The organism is Allobosea sp. 2KB_26 (genome assembly GCF_052115715.1).
GTDB lineage: Bacteria > Pseudomonadota > Alphaproteobacteria > Rhizobiales > Beijerinckiaceae > Allobosea.
Window position 1 is genome coordinate 1 of record NZ_JBFRHE010000025.1, and the last position, 14803, is coordinate 14803.

General features: G+C 64.6%; 10 protein-coding genes and 2 pseudogenes. 6 read left to right on the plus strand and 6 right to left on the minus strand.

Going from position 1 to position 14803, the window contains the following annotated elements; translation table 11 throughout:
- The coding region (gene tnpB / locus AB4099_RS32320; RefSeq protein ID WP_441481069.1) for an IS66 family insertion sequence element accessory protein TnpB at positions 1-424 on the plus strand (424 nt) is incomplete at its 5' end.
- 99 nt (positions 425-523) lie between these two features.
- Positions 524-1867: pseudogene (gene tnpC, locus AB4099_RS32325) on the plus strand (IS66 family transposase); the annotation flags it as partial.
- 271 nt (positions 1868-2138) lie between these two features.
- Here tnpC and AB4099_RS32330 read toward each other — a convergent pair.
- On the minus strand, positions 2139-3152 hold the full coding sequence (locus AB4099_RS32330; RefSeq protein WP_441481070.1) for an IS110 family RNA-guided transposase: 1014 nt from the start codon (positions 3150-3152) through the stop codon (positions 2139-2141).
- 73 nt (positions 3153-3225) lie between these two features.
- Here AB4099_RS32330 and AB4099_RS32335 point away from each other — a divergent pair.
- Positions 3226-3363: pseudogene (locus AB4099_RS32335) on the plus strand (transposase domain-containing protein); the annotation flags it as partial.
- 166 nt (positions 3364-3529) lie between these two features.
- Complete coding sequence (locus AB4099_RS32340; protein WP_441481071.1) at positions 3530-4069, plus strand: 3'-5' exonuclease family protein; 540 nt, start codon at positions 3530-3532, stop codon at positions 4067-4069.
- Between the two features lie 127 nt (positions 4070-4196).
- Here the strand turns inward: AB4099_RS32340 and AB4099_RS32345 are convergent, their stop codons facing one another.
- Positions 4197-4415 carry a hypothetical protein gene (locus AB4099_RS32345; protein WP_441481072.1) on the minus strand — a complete coding sequence of 73 codons (219 nt, stop codon included), beginning with the start codon at positions 4413-4415 and terminating at the stop codon, positions 4197-4199.
- A 289-nt stretch (positions 4416-4704) separates the two neighbouring features.
- On the opposite strand from AB4099_RS32345, the gene AB4099_RS32350 reads away from it, so the two are divergent.
- Both AB4099_RS32350 and AB4099_RS32355 read left to right on the plus strand, forming a co-directional pair.
- Positions 4705-5559, plus strand: coding sequence for a metallophosphoesterase (locus AB4099_RS32350; RefSeq protein WP_441481073.1), 855 nt, complete (start codon positions 4705-4707; stop codon positions 5557-5559).
- A gap of 219 nt (positions 5560-5778) precedes the next feature.
- Positions 5779-6780: an IS30 family transposase gene (locus AB4099_RS32355; protein ID WP_441481074.1), complete on the plus strand. Its 1002-nt coding sequence runs from the start codon at positions 5779-5781 to the stop codon at positions 6778-6780.
- 63 nt (positions 6781-6843) lie between these two features.
- On the opposite strand, the gene AB4099_RS32360 is transcribed toward AB4099_RS32355, so the two are convergent.
- From AB4099_RS32360 to AB4099_RS32375, 4 genes are all read right to left on the minus strand, one after another.
- Complete coding sequence (locus AB4099_RS32360) at positions 6844-8040, minus strand: Fic family protein (RefSeq protein WP_441481075.1); 1197 nt, start codon at positions 8038-8040, stop codon at positions 6844-6846.
- Positions 8041-9032: 992 nt separating this feature from the next.
- Positions 9033-12422, minus strand: coding sequence for an autotransporter domain-containing protein (locus AB4099_RS32365; RefSeq protein WP_441481076.1), 3390 nt, complete (start codon positions 12420-12422; stop codon positions 9033-9035).
- A gap of 428 nt (positions 12423-12850) precedes the next feature.
- The gene (locus tag AB4099_RS32370; RefSeq protein WP_441481077.1) at positions 12851-13474 is read right to left on the minus strand and encodes an invasion associated locus B family protein; all 624 of its coding nucleotides are present in this window, start codon (positions 13472-13474) and stop codon (positions 12851-12853) included.
- 151 nt (positions 13475-13625) lie between these two features.
- Positions 13626-14567: a hypothetical protein gene (locus AB4099_RS32375; protein ID WP_441481117.1), complete on the minus strand. Its 942-nt coding sequence runs from the start codon at positions 14565-14567 to the stop codon at positions 13626-13628.
- Positions 14568-14803 lie beyond the last annotated feature (236 nt).

The following is a 14803-nucleotide window of genomic DNA, read 5'->3' on the forward strand; positions in this document are numbered from 1 at the left end:
TGACGATCGAAAACGGGGCCTCCCCGGCCACGATCGCGGCGGTGCTGGGTGCGTTGAAGGCCGGCTCGTGATCGGCCCGACCGGCGCGGTCCGCGTCATGATCGCGACGAAGCCGGTCGACTTCCGCAAGGGCGCGGAGGGCTTGGCCGCGTTGGTGCGCGAGGGCATGGGCGCCGATCCGTTCTCTGGCGCGGTCTATGTGTTCCGGGCGCGGCGCGCCGACCGGATCAAGTTGGTTTACTTCGATGGGACGGGCGTCTGCCTGTTCTCCAAGAGGCTGGAAGACGGCAAGTTCCAGTGGCCCGGCATTGCCGACGGTATCGTGCGGCTGACCGCGGCGCAGCTTCAGGCACTGCTTGAAGGCCTTGACTGGCGACGGGTGCATGAGCGGCGCGAGACACGCGTGCCCGTCGCGGCAAGTTGATCGTTCAAGCGCTGGCAAGCCACTGTAATCCCTGATTGAATCGGCTTCGTGAGCGACGCAACCAAACCACTGACCAACGATCCGATCGCGCTTCGGGCGATGCTGGCGGAGGAGCGTGCCGAGAACGAGCGGCTGCGCCAGATCATCAAGGAGTTGCAGCGCCATCGGTTCGGGCGCCGGGCCGAGAGCCTGCCGGTCGACCAGTTGCTGCTGGGGCTCGAGGAGGTCGAGCAGATCGAGGCCGAGGGCCTCGCCGGTGAGGAGGCAGCCGATCCTGGCAAACGGGCCGAGCGGGCCAGGAAGCGCCGCGCCAACCGCGGGTCGCTGCCCGCGCACCTGCCGCGGGTCGAGCAGATCATCGACGTTCAGGAGAAAACCTGCCCGTGCTGCCGGGGCGCGCTGCATGTGATGGGCGAGGACGTCTCCGAGCGTCTCGATATCGTTCCTGCCCAGTTCCGCGTGATCGTGACGCGCCGGCCGAAATACGCCTGCCGTGCCTGCGAGGAGGTCGTGGTCCAGGCGCCGGCACCCGCCCGGCTCGTCGAGGGCGGCATCCCGACCGAGGCGACCGTCGCCCACGTTCTGGTCTCCAAATACGCCGACCACCTGCCGCTTTATCGGCAGGCCCAGATCTATGCCCGGCAAGGGGTGAACCTGGACCGCTCGACCCTGGCTGACTGGGTCGGCAAGGCAGCCTTCCTCCTGCGGCCAGTGCATGAGCGTCTGTTCGAGCGACTGAAGGCGTCGACCAAGCTCTTCGCAGACGAGACCACGGCGCCGGTGCTCGATCCGGGCCGCGGCCGAACCAAGACAGGCCAGCTCTTCGCCTACGCTCGCGACGACCGTCCCTGGGGCGGATCGGATCCGCCCGGCGTGGCTTATCTCTATGCGCCGGATCGCAAGGCCGAGCAGACGGTCCGGCATCTTCAAGGCTTCATGGGCACGCTTCAGGTCGACGGCTACGCTGGCTACAAGATCCTGGCCGACCGCAAAGCCGTGAGCCTGGCCTTCTGCTGGTCTCACGTCCGGCGGAAGTTCTACGATCTCGCGCAAGGCGGTCCCGCGCCGATCGCCACGGAAGCGCTCGCGCGGATCGCCGAACTCTACCGCATCGAGGGTGAGATCCGCGGCCGTCCGGCCCAGGAACGCCGCGACATGCGCCAGGTGAGAAGCCGCGCGATCGTCGATGCGCTCGAACCGTGGTTGAAGGCGAAGCTCGGCCTGGTCAGCCAGAAGAGCAAACTCGCCGAGGCCATCCGCTACGCACTCTCGCGATGGGCGGGCCTCAGTCGCTTCCTCGACGACGGCCGCGTCGAAATCGACTCCAACGTCGTCGAACGCGCCATTCGACCGATCGCCTTGAACCGGAAGAATGTGCTCTTTGCCGGCAGCGACGGCGGCGGCGAGCACTGGGCGCTCATCGCCTCGCTGGTGGAGACCTGCATGTGTGGATGGCCTCCGCGGTGCAAGGGTTTGGTTTGGGCAATGAGCGATAAGTCGGCGGCTTGCATGTGTCCGGCCTACATAAGGCGGCACATTCGGCTCGCCGGCCCAGATGAGATCCGCGGATCGGGTCCGTAACAAGCTCTCGCGCTCGAAGCGCCTACAGGTTTGCTGGATATCCCGATCTCGTCTTTCAACTATCGCGTCATCTTCCCATTCAGCGCCGTTGCACCACGACTGCCAGGACTCGGCTTTTCCTGACTGTCGATTCCTATGCGGCCCGGTACGTCTCCTGCCGCGTCATCACAGCCCAGATGATTCTGGCCATCTTGTTCGCCAAGGCGACCGCGGCGAGTTTGACCGGTTTGCGGGCGATAATCCTTCCGAGCCAGCTCTCGGCAAAGCTCTCCTTGCTGCGCGACCATCGGATCGTGGACATGGCCCCGATGACCAGCAAACGTCGGATTGTTCGATCACCCATCTTGGTAATCCTGCCCAATCGTTCCTTGCCGCCGCTTGAGTTCTGACGCGGTACCAATCCAAGCCAAGCCGCGAAGTCACGTCCAGACTTGAAACCTCGAATGTCGGGAACGCCGGCCAGTATGGCGCTCGTGGTGATCGGACCGATGCCGGGAATGGTGAGCAGTCTCGCTGCCTCTGGCTCCTTTCGGCAATGCTTCCGCATCTGGGCCTCGAGCTCGTTGATCTGCTTGGTAAGGGCGATGAGCTGATCCGCAAGAATGCTCAAGGCAGCTCGAACCATATCAGGTAGCGGCGTCTCCGAATGGGAGATCCGCTCGACGAGAGATCCAACATGCTGAGGACCGGCCGCCGCAATCACGCCGAACTCCGCCATGTGGCTCCGGATCGCGTTGATCAGTGAAACACGCTGACGCGATAGTATCTCGTGTGTGCGATGTACCACCCGCGCGGCCTGCTGCGAGAGCGACTTGATGGGAGCGGATCGAACAGCCGGTCGCGTCACGGCTTCGCAAATCGCCGCGGCGTCGGCGGCATCGTTCTTCTGCCTGGCAACGTAGGGCTTCACGTATGAGGCTGGGATCATCCTCGCGTCGTGACCTAAATTACGAATCTCGCGTGCCCAATAGTGCGGCGAGGCGCAAGCCTCCATGCCAACGATGCAAGGCGGGAGCTTCGCGAAAAAGCTCAGCACGTCCTCACGCCGCAGCTTCTTTTGAAGAACTGGGCGACCCTTTGCATCCGCCCCGTGGACTTGAAATACTCGCTTCGCCAGATCAAGCCCGATCGTTGTGACCTCTTCCATGGATGGCCCTCCTTGTGAGCGATCGCCACGACCGCCCTGCACTATGATGCCGAGAGCGGAGGCCATCCACCTCATCAAGCTCAACGCCGTCGACCCGCAAGCCTATCTCGGCGACGTCATCGCCCGCATCGTCGCTGGTCATCCTCAGAGCCAAATCGACGACCTGCTTCCATGGGCCTACGCGCCCCAGCCGCTCAAGGCCGTGGCCTGAAACAGCGGTTGCGATGACCCCCAACACCTTCCACGATGAAGTCGATATCAGCCGGCCTGTCGGTGGCAGACCGGATCAATGCTAGTAAGCACAGGAAAAAAGAGAATTGTAAGTCCCGACGCCGCTCCGAACGACCGCGGCCCAGGGCAGAAAGATTGTCGATGTCATGGTCACCTTCCGCGGCAAAACCGTCCTTTTCGTCGATATCGAAGCCAGTGCGCTGGAGCGGGACAGCTATCCGATCGAGATCGGTTGGGCGCCAGCCGGCTTACTAGAATGCGAGGGCTTCTTGATCAAACCAACGCACGAATGGCTCTATAACGGGATCTGGTCTGAGGAGTCGGGTGAACTTCACGGGATCACCCGAAAGCGTTTGCTTTCGGAAGGGCTTGATGTCCTCGATGCCGTGAAACGTCTCGACTTTGCGTTCTCGGAAAAGCTTCTCGCGACGGACGCCGTCCAATGGGACTCTTTTTGGTTGCATCAACTGTACGATGCCGTTGCGAGGCCGTGCCCCTTCGATCTGAAGCCGGTCGACACTGTCGTCCGAGGCATTATCGCGGAACGTGAGCTAGATCCCGAAAGGACATTCGATGCTTGGACAACAATGTTGGAGCTTGCCGGGCCCGTCGAACATCGCGCAGCATCGGACGCCGCCCGCCATTCCAAGGCCCTCCAGGCTCTGGTCAGCTTACGAGTTGGCTGAGCGGCCATGAGCCAGATCGACGACCTGCCCTGGGCCTACGCGCCGCAGCCGCTCGAGGCCGTGGCCCGAAAACAGCGGTTACGATTGATCGACCTCGCATTGGGCTGCTCCAGAACGGACGTTAGCGTCAGTTGGCGGCGTCCGCCGGCTCCGGATTCTGGATCCAGGTCTTTTTGGCGGCGTCCCACTGATAGGTGGGCTCCTCACCCTCTTTGTAGAAGTCGAGGGCTGCGACGGCGCCGCCGCCGTAGCCGGCGCTGTTCATCGCCGCGGTGATGGTCGGACCACGCACGATCTCGGTTTCGCCGGTGAGCCAGTAGAGGCGGAAGGTTTTCGTTTCGGTCATTGGGGTCCTTTCAGAGAGCGTTCGAATCGAAGGTCATGGGCTTATTTGTAGCCCAGGCTGCGACGGCCAGCGCGCGAGATTTCCGGGATGCAGTATCCGAGCGTTTTGCGCGGTGTGGGACCAGGCCGCTGTGCTTTGGCCTGCGCCTTTGCGAGGCAGCGCCTTGCCGCGCGATCCATCTCCTCCGCGTCTGGCTGATCGGGCTCCTCGGACGGTTCCGGTCTGAGAGTGGGCGGTGCAGCGCCGAGCCCGGCGTACATAAGGCTGAGCGCGGCGATGCTGCTGTAGCGTGATTGCTGAATTTGCGATGCGGGGCGCGGTGCCGGGCTCCAGAATCGGCCAGATCAGTGTAATGTCGATCGTGATGTCCATGCCTCTTACCTACGCGATCGGCGACGTGCACGGTCGCTCAGACCTTCTCACCGCCATCATCGATTTCGTGGAACGTGACGCCGTACGCCGGGGACGGCTGCCGCGTATCGTTTTCCTCGGCGACATCGTCGACAGAGGGCGTGACAGCAAGGGTTGCCTCAACATCCTCGGGCGTGTGCTCTCCGACCATCCAGGGTCGACCTTCGTTCGTGGGAACCACGACGACTGGTTCCTTCGGTTCCTGGAGGATGACCGGAGGGACCTCTATTCTTGGTTTCACGATGGTGGCAGGCAGACCCTCGACTCCTACTGCGGCCTCGACATGGATCCCGCGCGGCAGTTCATCCTCAAGCATCATCCCGATCATCTGCATCTGCTCCGGCAGTCCATTTTCATCTTCGACGAGGACCCAATACTTTTCGTACATGCTGGCATCCGCCCCAGCGCACCTATCGCCAAGCAAGCGCCGAAGGACCTGCTCTGGATCAGAGAGCCGTTTCTCGATCACCACGGCAGCCTGGATCGGGTCGTGGTCCACGGGCATGCCGTCATGGAAGAGGGCCGACCTGTCGTCACGGAAAACCGCATCTCGATGGATACGGGCGGATGTTCCAGCGGTCGGCTATCGGTGCTGGTGATCGACCAGCCCAAACGAGAGTTGTCGTTTTGGCAAACGGACGGCGACCGTCGGTCAGTCGTCGAGGTGAAGGCCGAGCGGCGCGATCGTGGGCAGGGCACGGTGCTCGATGACTTGTCCTGGCTCGGCGGCTGACAACCCTTCCGGAATACGGCAACGCGCCCACCGCGTAGACCTTGTCGTCGGTGGTCGCGATCCGCGATAGCGATGCTAGAATAATCGTAAAAGTGATTTAAATCAAATAGTTAAGATCCATAATAACGGTTCTGCGAATCGGATCTGTAGGCGGGGTGGATTCCATTTCCAAGTGCGACTCATGAGAGAAATCAGTGAGTTACGCCTGGAGTGTTCTGAATGGCCTGCGCTTACCTGCATCTCGATCTGGATGAGCGCCGCCGGATTTACCGGCTGCATGCCAAGAAGCTGTCAGTCGATGCGATCGCACGCGAGCTCGGCCGGCACCGCTCGACGATCTTTCGGGAGCTGAGGCGCAACGCCTGGGTCGACCCGGAGCACAAGACCTATGACGGGTATTTTCCGGTCACGGCACAGGACCTGGCCAGGGATCGGCGGCAGCGTCAGCGCAAGCTGCTGCGCCATTCCGCCTTGCGACACAGCATCGTCGATCGAATGAAACATGGCTGGTCACCAGAGCAGATTGCGGGGCGCCTGAAGCGCGATGGACTGAGTTCGGTCCGGGTCTGTTGCGAGACGATCTACCAGTTCGCCTACAGCGCCGAAGGCAGGAACCTGGGACTACCTCAGTACCTGCCTGAACAGCGCCGGGCTCGCCGGCGGCGCGGGGCTCGCAAGCCGCGCGGCGTGTCGATTCCGCTGCAGAACAGCATTGCCAGCCGCCCTGCCCGGATCGGTGCACGGCAGGAATTCGGGCATTGGGAGGGCGATTTGCTGATCTTTCGGCGAGAATTTGGCAAGATGAACGTCACCTCGCTGGTCGAGCGGACCAGCCGCTACACGCTGCTGATGAAGAATCCGGACCGCCAGTCGGCTCCGTTGATGGAGCAGATCATCGAGGCGCTGGCGCCACTTCCAGCCGGGGCACGCCAGAGCTTTACCTTCGATCGTGGCACTGAGTTCACGGCCTGGCGCCGGCTGAAGGACGGGCTTGGCGCCGAGACCTGGTTCTGCGATCCGAGCGCTCCTTGGCAGAAGGGCTCAGTCGAGAACACCAGCCGGCGACTGCGGCGCCATCTGCCGCGCAGCACCGACCTGGTAGGAGTGCGCGACCGTCGCTTGCGCGAGATCTGTCACCAACTCAACACCACGCCGCGCAAGTGTCTGGGCTACCGCACGCCGGCCGAGATCTTCGCCGTGGGTTTACGGGAGACCGGATGATCGCCTAGCCTCGAACCCAGCCTGTCGCACTTCGGCTGGAATCCGCACCATTTCAGGCGATAATTAGGTGCGAGGGTAAAGGCGGGGGAACAGATCCTCGAGTGCATCAGCCGGGAAGCGAAGCGACACCTTTCCTTTTGGTGTTTCCGATCCCAACAGCCCTAAGCTGAGCAGGTCTGCCAGGATGCGCCGGGCAGTCCGCTCCGGCAGTCCGGTGATCCGTTCGATCTCACCTCGCTCGAACTCCCCTCGTATCAGTGCTTCCTCAAGCAGCCGCGAAGCCTCAGGCTTCAGATTCCGATGGCCGGCCACGTGCCTTCGGAGCCGATCAGCCAAGCCATTCAGGTCGAACAGCTCGCTCATGAAGGTCACTTGGTCGAGACACACCCTCAGGAACCACAAAACGAATTCCTTCAGCGCGGCCTCGGACAAGTTCCCTCGCCCATCGCGATCGCCCTGCCGCGGCGTATCCGCATGGGCCATCATTCGCTTGTAGTCCGCGCGGCTCTCTAGGCCTCGGGCCAATCCTCGCGAGATCGACCAGAGGCCGTGGGCCCCCACATCGGCGACGCTGGCCATGGCATGGCTCATGAGCCTGCTCACTCTCCCATTCCCATCGGGAAACGGGTGGATGTAATTGAAGCGGTGATGGGCAGACGCCAGCGCCATGATCCGCCCTGCTCTGCCCAACGTAGTGAGCCGATATCGGTTTTCGAAATATGCCATGAAATCACCGACGCGCTCGCTTGAAGGCGGCACATGCCGGCCAACCTCGACATCCTCTTCGGGTCGTGACCGCCACTCGCCGGGATCCATTCGAATTTGCCGATCTCTGCCGCGGATGGTGAGCATTGCTTCCGGGGCGCCGCGATAGAATTCGCGATGAAGCCATTTCAGAAACTCGGCTGATGCGGGCGCGGGGAGCGCATTGGCCGCTGCCACCCGATCGACCTCGGCCTGAACGCGGACATGAGCCGCCGCCTCAATCTGCAGGTTGCGACGACCTTCATCCTCATCGAATTGACCTGCCAATGCCCGCTCAATATCGCGCGGACGTGTATCGTGGCCCTCGATTAGATTGCTGTAGTACGTGTTCATGATGCGCACGAGATCGGCCAGGTTGGCCGCGGTGCGCGGGTGCAGGGACCGACCGAGTGTTGCTGCGGCTGCGGACAGCTCAGCGATAGCGTCGGCGATCGCAGCCGTAGGTTCGTCCAAAAGGGCTGGTTCAATACGGCTCGGGCTCTCGATGGGCATCATCTTGGCCGATCTCGATTGGATTTCGAGAGGGCTCGATAGCCTATAATCAAATGAGTTTCCATGGAGAATGGCTGGTCTCTTGGCCGATCTCTTGGCCGATCTCTGTCGCGGGCGCGAGGCAAGCGAAATTGATGGCTCTGAGCTGCCGAACCGCGGCGAATGTCGTAGCTGGGGAATACCGAAGTTTGCCGCAGTTGCAAAAAAGCGACCGCAATTTTGTTGGTTCGCGTCGGCAGCTGTCCAAAATGGGACACACGCGGAGCCACAATCCGAACGCCGTATGTGTTTCGGCCCTTTTGAAAAGAGAGGCATAGTGTTGCCGCGATTGTAGGTCGAGTTCCGCAATCCGAGAGGCGACGCCCGGCACTAGCGGGCGTCGCTCTGTTTTCCAAACAGCATCGAATCGCGTGGTTGCGGGCAGCGAATGATCCGAGTGCCCAAGCACTGCGCCGGGCGGCTGTCCGCTCGACCCCTGCCGGATTATGCACCAACTCCTCGACGCGGTCTTTCAACGGATGTTCGGCAAGCCGCTGCTGGATCTCGCGGAGGTGACGCCTCAAGCCCAATCCGACCTTGAGCTCGTCTATCGTGCGATCAAGCCTGGCTGATCGCCGTTGTGGATCCTGCGCCAGAGCGGACGTGGCAAGCCGTGCGCTGAAGGCGGTGCGGTTGTTGCGAGAGGCGTTGGCATGGCTACGGCTGGATCTCTTGCAGCCGGTTTGGCTGATGCTTGGCCGGCATCTCATGCTGGGCTAGGACGACGCGCCAACCAAGAGGCGCGAGTTAATCGCGACGGTCAGGGTTCATCTTGGTCGCGTGTCCCTTCGCGATAAAAGACAGGCTCGCGGAATTGATCGATAAAGAGCAAACGACCCCGACCGAAATCGGGGGGAACAGGCACGCAATATCCGGCCCCCGGTCCCGGTCATGTGCCATTCTCGTTCATGGCCAATCAGTAGCGCGCCCTGCGCCCCTTCGCAAACGCCATTTGGTCAGAACCGGACGCGCAAGGCCGCCGAGCCGCCAATCTCGCCGGAGTTGGCGGAGAAGGCGCCGTCGGCCCGCGCCGTGATGCTGACGGCGGGCGTCAGGCGAATGTCGAGGCCAAGGCCGACGAGCGCCGCGTCGCGGTCGCGGCGCGCGCCCTCCACGACGAAACTCGCAGCCGGCAGCGCCGCGATCGAGGCCGACATCGTCATGTCTCGCTCGAGATAATGCGCCCAGGCGACGCTGCCGAACGCGGTCAGGTAGGTCGCGCCGGCGCGGAAGTCGGCGTCGAGCCGCAGGCCCAACTCGGTGCGCACCGCATTCGACGTGCGTCCGTTCACGGCGAGCGCGGCGACGCCCGCGGCCGCGCCGGGGGCGGCGGTCTCGCGGAAGGCGTCGGTGCGGATCGACTGCGCCTGGATCGCGGTGGTCGGCGAGAGCGTCATGCCGCCAAACCGCAGCGCCTCCCAGGCGGCCTCGGCGCGCACGCCGAAGCCGTGGGCGCCATACTTGGCCGAAAGCGGCTGGAAGCCCAGCACCGGCACGGTGCGGCGCGCCTCGACGTCGAGCCAACTATAGGCGGCCGAGGCCCCGAAGGAGAATGCGCCGGCGCGCGCCATGCCGTAGAGGCCGGCCTGGAAGGCGTCGGCCTCGGCCGAGCCCCGGCCACTGGCGAGCGAGGCATTGGCCTTGGCGCCCGAGACCGCGAAGCCGATGGCGGCATTGGGATCGAAGCGCCAGTCGGCGCCGACGGCGACGCCGGCATGGTCGCTGTCGCGCCTGGCCGAGCCGACGCCCGCGCTGCCATCGACGTGGCCGGTCGCGCCGAAGACGCTGCCCCAGACGGAATAGCGCGGATCGGGTGCGGCGACGTCGAGCGAGGTGCGGCCGATACGGTCAAGCGGACCGGGCGCCTTCGCGTATTGCTCGGCGGCGTAGAAGGAGGGCGCGCCCATCGCGCTCCCCGCTTGCCCGCGCCGACCGAGCGCGAACGGGTCGAGCATGGTCGAAAGGAAGCGCCCCGACACGTCGAAGCCCATGGCGGCGGCCGACGTATGCACTTCGCCCGAGAAGGTGTTGAGCGCCCCGGGCAGGTTCGCCGCCGACTGATTGTAGAGCGGGAAGAAGGCGTCGAGGTTCGCGCCCGCCGCGAGCGCGGCGTCGAAGCCGGCAGCCACGGCGGCCGGGTTGCGCGGGCTGCCGATCCCGAGCGGGCCGACCGCGACGATCGGCGCGAGCGGAGCCGGCGCGAGCGTCAGGTTCACGTCGGCGCCGGTATAGGCGACCTGCGACGTGATGCCGGCGCCGAACGAGCCTTGCGTCTGCACAATGCCGAACGTGCCAGTGCGTCCGCCCTGCGCGCGAAGCAGCGTGTAGGGCGTGTTGAACAGATACGTCCCGCCCAGCGGCACGAGGCGCAGCGTGCCGGCCAGTTGCGCCGTGCCGGTGGCGTTGATGCGGTCGGCCTGCGCACCCTCGATCTCGGCGACGTAGACGCCGCCCGGCCCGAAGACGACGTTGCCGTTGACGGTCAGCGTGCCCGGCGAATTGCCCGGCGAGACGGTGCCGTTGACGGTGAGTTGCGGGATCGTGCCCGAGCCGCCGAAGGTGCCGTTCGCGCCGATCGTCACCGGCGAGGCGAGCGAGCCGTCGACGATGAGCCGGCCCCCGTCGACCTGCGTCGGGCCGGTATAGGTGCTCGTCCCCGTCAGCGTCAGCGTGCCCGTGCCGACCTTGGTCAAGCCGCCGGCAAGCCCATCGTCGCGGATGACGCCGCCGAAGCTGCCGTTGGTGTTGCGTGTGCCGACCGTGAGCGTCTCGCCGCCGATGCGCACGAGCCCGCCGGTTCCCTCCAGCGCGCCGATGCTGACGCCGCCCACGCGACCGGAAACGTCGAGTTCGCCGTTGCCTTCTAGGATGAACCGCGCCGTGCCGCCGGTGGTGGCGTTGAGGAACGTCGTCGAGCCGTTCGCATTCGTCGTGATGGTGGCGTTGCCGGCGCTGCTCGTATCGTAGAATTCCAGGGAACCGGCACCAGTGTTCGTGATCGTGGCGCTGCCGGCGCTGCTGGTGTCGCCGAACCGCACGGTGTTGAAGTTTGTGATCGTGGCGGTGAGAGCGGTGCTGCCGTCAAGAAAGTCCACAGAACCGTTGTTCGTGATCGCGGCGCTGCCGGCGGTGCTGCTGAGCTGAAACTGCAGACTTCCGTCGTTCGCGATCGTGGCGCTGCCGGCGGTGCTGTTCGCAAAAAATTGCACAAGAGCGACGTTCGCGTTCGTTATCGTGGCGCTGCCGGCGCTGGCGTTGTTGAAGAACAGGAGATTGGCATTGTTCGTGATCGCGGCGCTGCCGGCGCTGCTGGCGTCGTTGAATCCCACGAAGTCGTTGTTTATGATCGTGGCGTTGCCAGCGCTGGCGGTGTTGAAGAACTGAAGATTCGAACTGTTCGTAATCACGGCGCCGCCGGCGGTGCTGGTGTCGAGGAACTCCAGCAGGTTGTTGTTCGTGATGGTGGCGCCGTCGGCGCTGCTGGCGCCGCGGAACCGAAGGGTATTGCCGTTCGTGATCGTAGCGCCGCCGGCGGTGCTGGTGTTGAGGAATTCCAGCGTGCTGTTGTTCGTGATCGCGGCGCTGCCGGCGCTGGCGTTGTTGAAGAACAGGAGATTGGCATTGTTCGTGATCGCGGCGCTGCCGGCGCTGCTGGTGTCGCGGAACCGCACGCCGGAATTGTTCGTGATCGCAGCGCTGCCGGCGCTGCTATTGCCGAAGAACTCCAGCAGGTTGTTGTTCGTGATCGTGGCGCCGTCGGCGCTGCTGGCGCCGCGGAACTCCAGGAGACTGCCGTTCGTGATCGTCGCCGTGCCTGCCCTGCTGGTTTCGAAGAACTTCAGGATAGCGCCAATAGGGTTTGTGATCGTGGCGCTGCCGGCGCTGCTGCCGCTGGAGAACCACAGAATACCGTTGTTCGTGATCGCGCTGCTGCCGGCGCTGCTGGTGTCGCGGAAGTCCAGCACATAGTTGTTCGTGATCCCGGCGCCGCCGGCGCTGCTGCTGTTGAGGAATTGCAGCGGCCCGTTGTTCGTGATGCTGAGCCCACCGCCATTGACGACGATGCCAGCGCCGACGAAGTCAAGCGTTTGCGCATTGTTGGTAAACGTGTAGTTCGATGCTCCCGCATCGAAAGTCCATCTGCCGATCGTGGTGGTCGGGGCCGAGAATGTCAGGTTAATAGTGTTGGACACTCCAAAGGATGCGGTGCCGGTCGGCACGGTCGCCGGAGTCCAGTTGCCGTCGGTGTTAAAATCGCCCGTGGCGGGATTGAGCAGCCATGTCGCATCCTGCGCCGCTGCCGTCCCGGCCAGCGCCGCGAGCGCGACGCCCGCGAGCAGCGCCACCGCTGAGGCGTCGGCCACGAGGGCCCGACATCTGCTGGTTGGATTGCTGCAATTGCCCATCATCGTGATCACCCCTGACTTCTCAGCGATTTGGCCCGCGCGCCACGCGCGGCCACCACGCCCGTTACTCAACGTCTTTTGGATTGGCTCTTGCGTCCGGACCGGAGCCACGAATTTTGACTCGCCAGCGAGCCGGTGAACGCCGCGCCGGTCTTCACATTCCTCGACGGAACGTGAAGTGAGGCATTGTGCAGGCATAGTGCAGGCGCCTGCGGGCGCATCGTGGCAGGCGTGATCTGCGACGCCGTCTGGGCGAGGGCGCCAGACGATCCGAGGCTGAGGATCAGGGCTGCCGCGACCAGGCGCCGCCGGCGCGACAGGGTCTTGGCGTCGTCAGGGGGCCCTTGCAGCTGACACATGCTCATGCGTCAGACCCGCTCCCTTGCGAGCGCATCGAGCGCCTGGCCGAGGCCCCGAAACGACAACGGGATCGCCAGCTCGCGCGCCGCCGCATCCTTGAAGACGATGCGGCCGGCCTGGCTCGCGCCGCGCCAGCGCCTGAGCGTGTCGTCGTCGGGGGCGGCGTCCGCGAAGCAGCCGCTCGGCAGGCAGCGCCGCCACGGCAGGTCGAGGGTTTTGACGTCCTTTTCGTCGGAGGCGATCTGCACGCTGCCGGGAAAGGAGACGCCGACCGGCAGCACCGCCGTCAGCCGCAGCGGGTCGGCGGGCTTGAGCCGGCCGATCGCGACCTGCGCGATCGGCGCGGCCTGGCCCTGGACCTGGATGGTCTGGCCGACCTCGCAGACGCGCGCCGCCTTGCCGTCGACGTCCAGGCGCTGGCACCGCAGCGTCCAGTCGCCGAAGCTCGCCGTCGTCGCGCCCGGCTCGGACGAGACGGCAGCGGGAACCGCCGCCGGTGCAGATGCCGCAGCCGGAGGCCTGCTGACGGCCTGCTGGGCCAGAACAGAGGAAGCAGAAAGCGCGGCGCCCGTCATCAGGACGAGGCCGATACGATGAGCGAAAGGTCCCGGGGCGGCGAAGCGGCGGATCATGGACACTCCAGCGCCGCACTGCGACGAGTCGACAGCGCACGACCGGCGCCTACCGGGCGGTGATAGCGAGCGGGTTTCGAGCGGCATAGCATTCGGGCGGCCGAAACCGGCCGACCCCCAAAAATGGTCACATCGCCACCGATTGCCGAATTCACGCAGATACCGCATCGCTGATACCTAGGCCGTGCTCACCCTCGAAGCAGGCCTCGAAGGCTGCATCGATGATCGCCAGCTTCACGGACTGCGCCTTGTGATATTCGTGCCGAAAGCCAACGGAGACCCAAAGCGGCGAGCGGCCCCGCCGCCCGCTCCAGCCGAGGCTGCCCATCGCCTCGGCGGCGGCGAGCTTGCGTCCGAGCTGGGTGCGCGACAGGTTGAGGCGGAGCGCGAGACCCGACACCGCGGTGACGTCGGTCATCACGCGGCCCAGAACGGCGTCGCTGTCGCCGGAGCCGGTCTCGCCGGCTCCGGCCTCGTCGTTTCGGGTCTCGTCCTCTTGCTGCCTGCAACCGGCGATCAGGCGGTCCATCACGACGCCCCCGTCATTGACCCAGGTGAACAGCGAAAACGTCCGGCTCGGCTTGCGAACCTCTCGCGAGGCCAGCAGGCCATCGGCGATCAGCGGCTGGATCAGTGGCAGAAGCGCCGGCTGGGCGGCCAGCGCGGCCGACCGCTGCCCGCCATCGAGCGCGTCCAGGGTCGCCAGATGGAGAGCGAGCCAGTGCAGCAGCATGGCAAGCGTCCGAGGCGACGGCTCGAACGGCCGCGCCCGGTTGCCCGCGCTGCCTGCGATGTGGCGGACGATGTCGTATTTGAGCATCTCGCTGACGAAGGCCGCTGCGGTGTTGCGGCTGGCGAGGCCGTGACGCAGGGCGATGTCGACGACCCGCTGTGCCAACAGCCCGCTGCCGGCCGCGGCGGCTTCGTTGCGGAAATATTGCGCCAGCGCGGCCTGCGACATCAGCCAGCGCTGCTGCGTCGCGAAGGGCGACGCCAAGCGGGGGCTGGCCTGATGGAGCTGCATCAGCGCCTCTGCCTGCCTGCGGACGCAGGTGCCAAGGGCAGGATGCGCCAAAACCTGGTCGGCTTCCATCGCCACGGGTCGATCGTTTCGCTTCCCCGGTTCGGGCCGGCATCAAGGCCACGGCCTGCGGATTCCCGCCAATCGAACCATCTGGATTTGGACGCCGTCACGCACACGAAGATACGGTTTCGCCAACCGCCTCGTCCTGAAAGGCGGCTGCACATTTTCTGAAAGTTTTCTGGTATTCTCATTTCAGCGAACCTCCGGGCCGGGGAACCGCTCTATGAAACAATCGGGGTGATCGA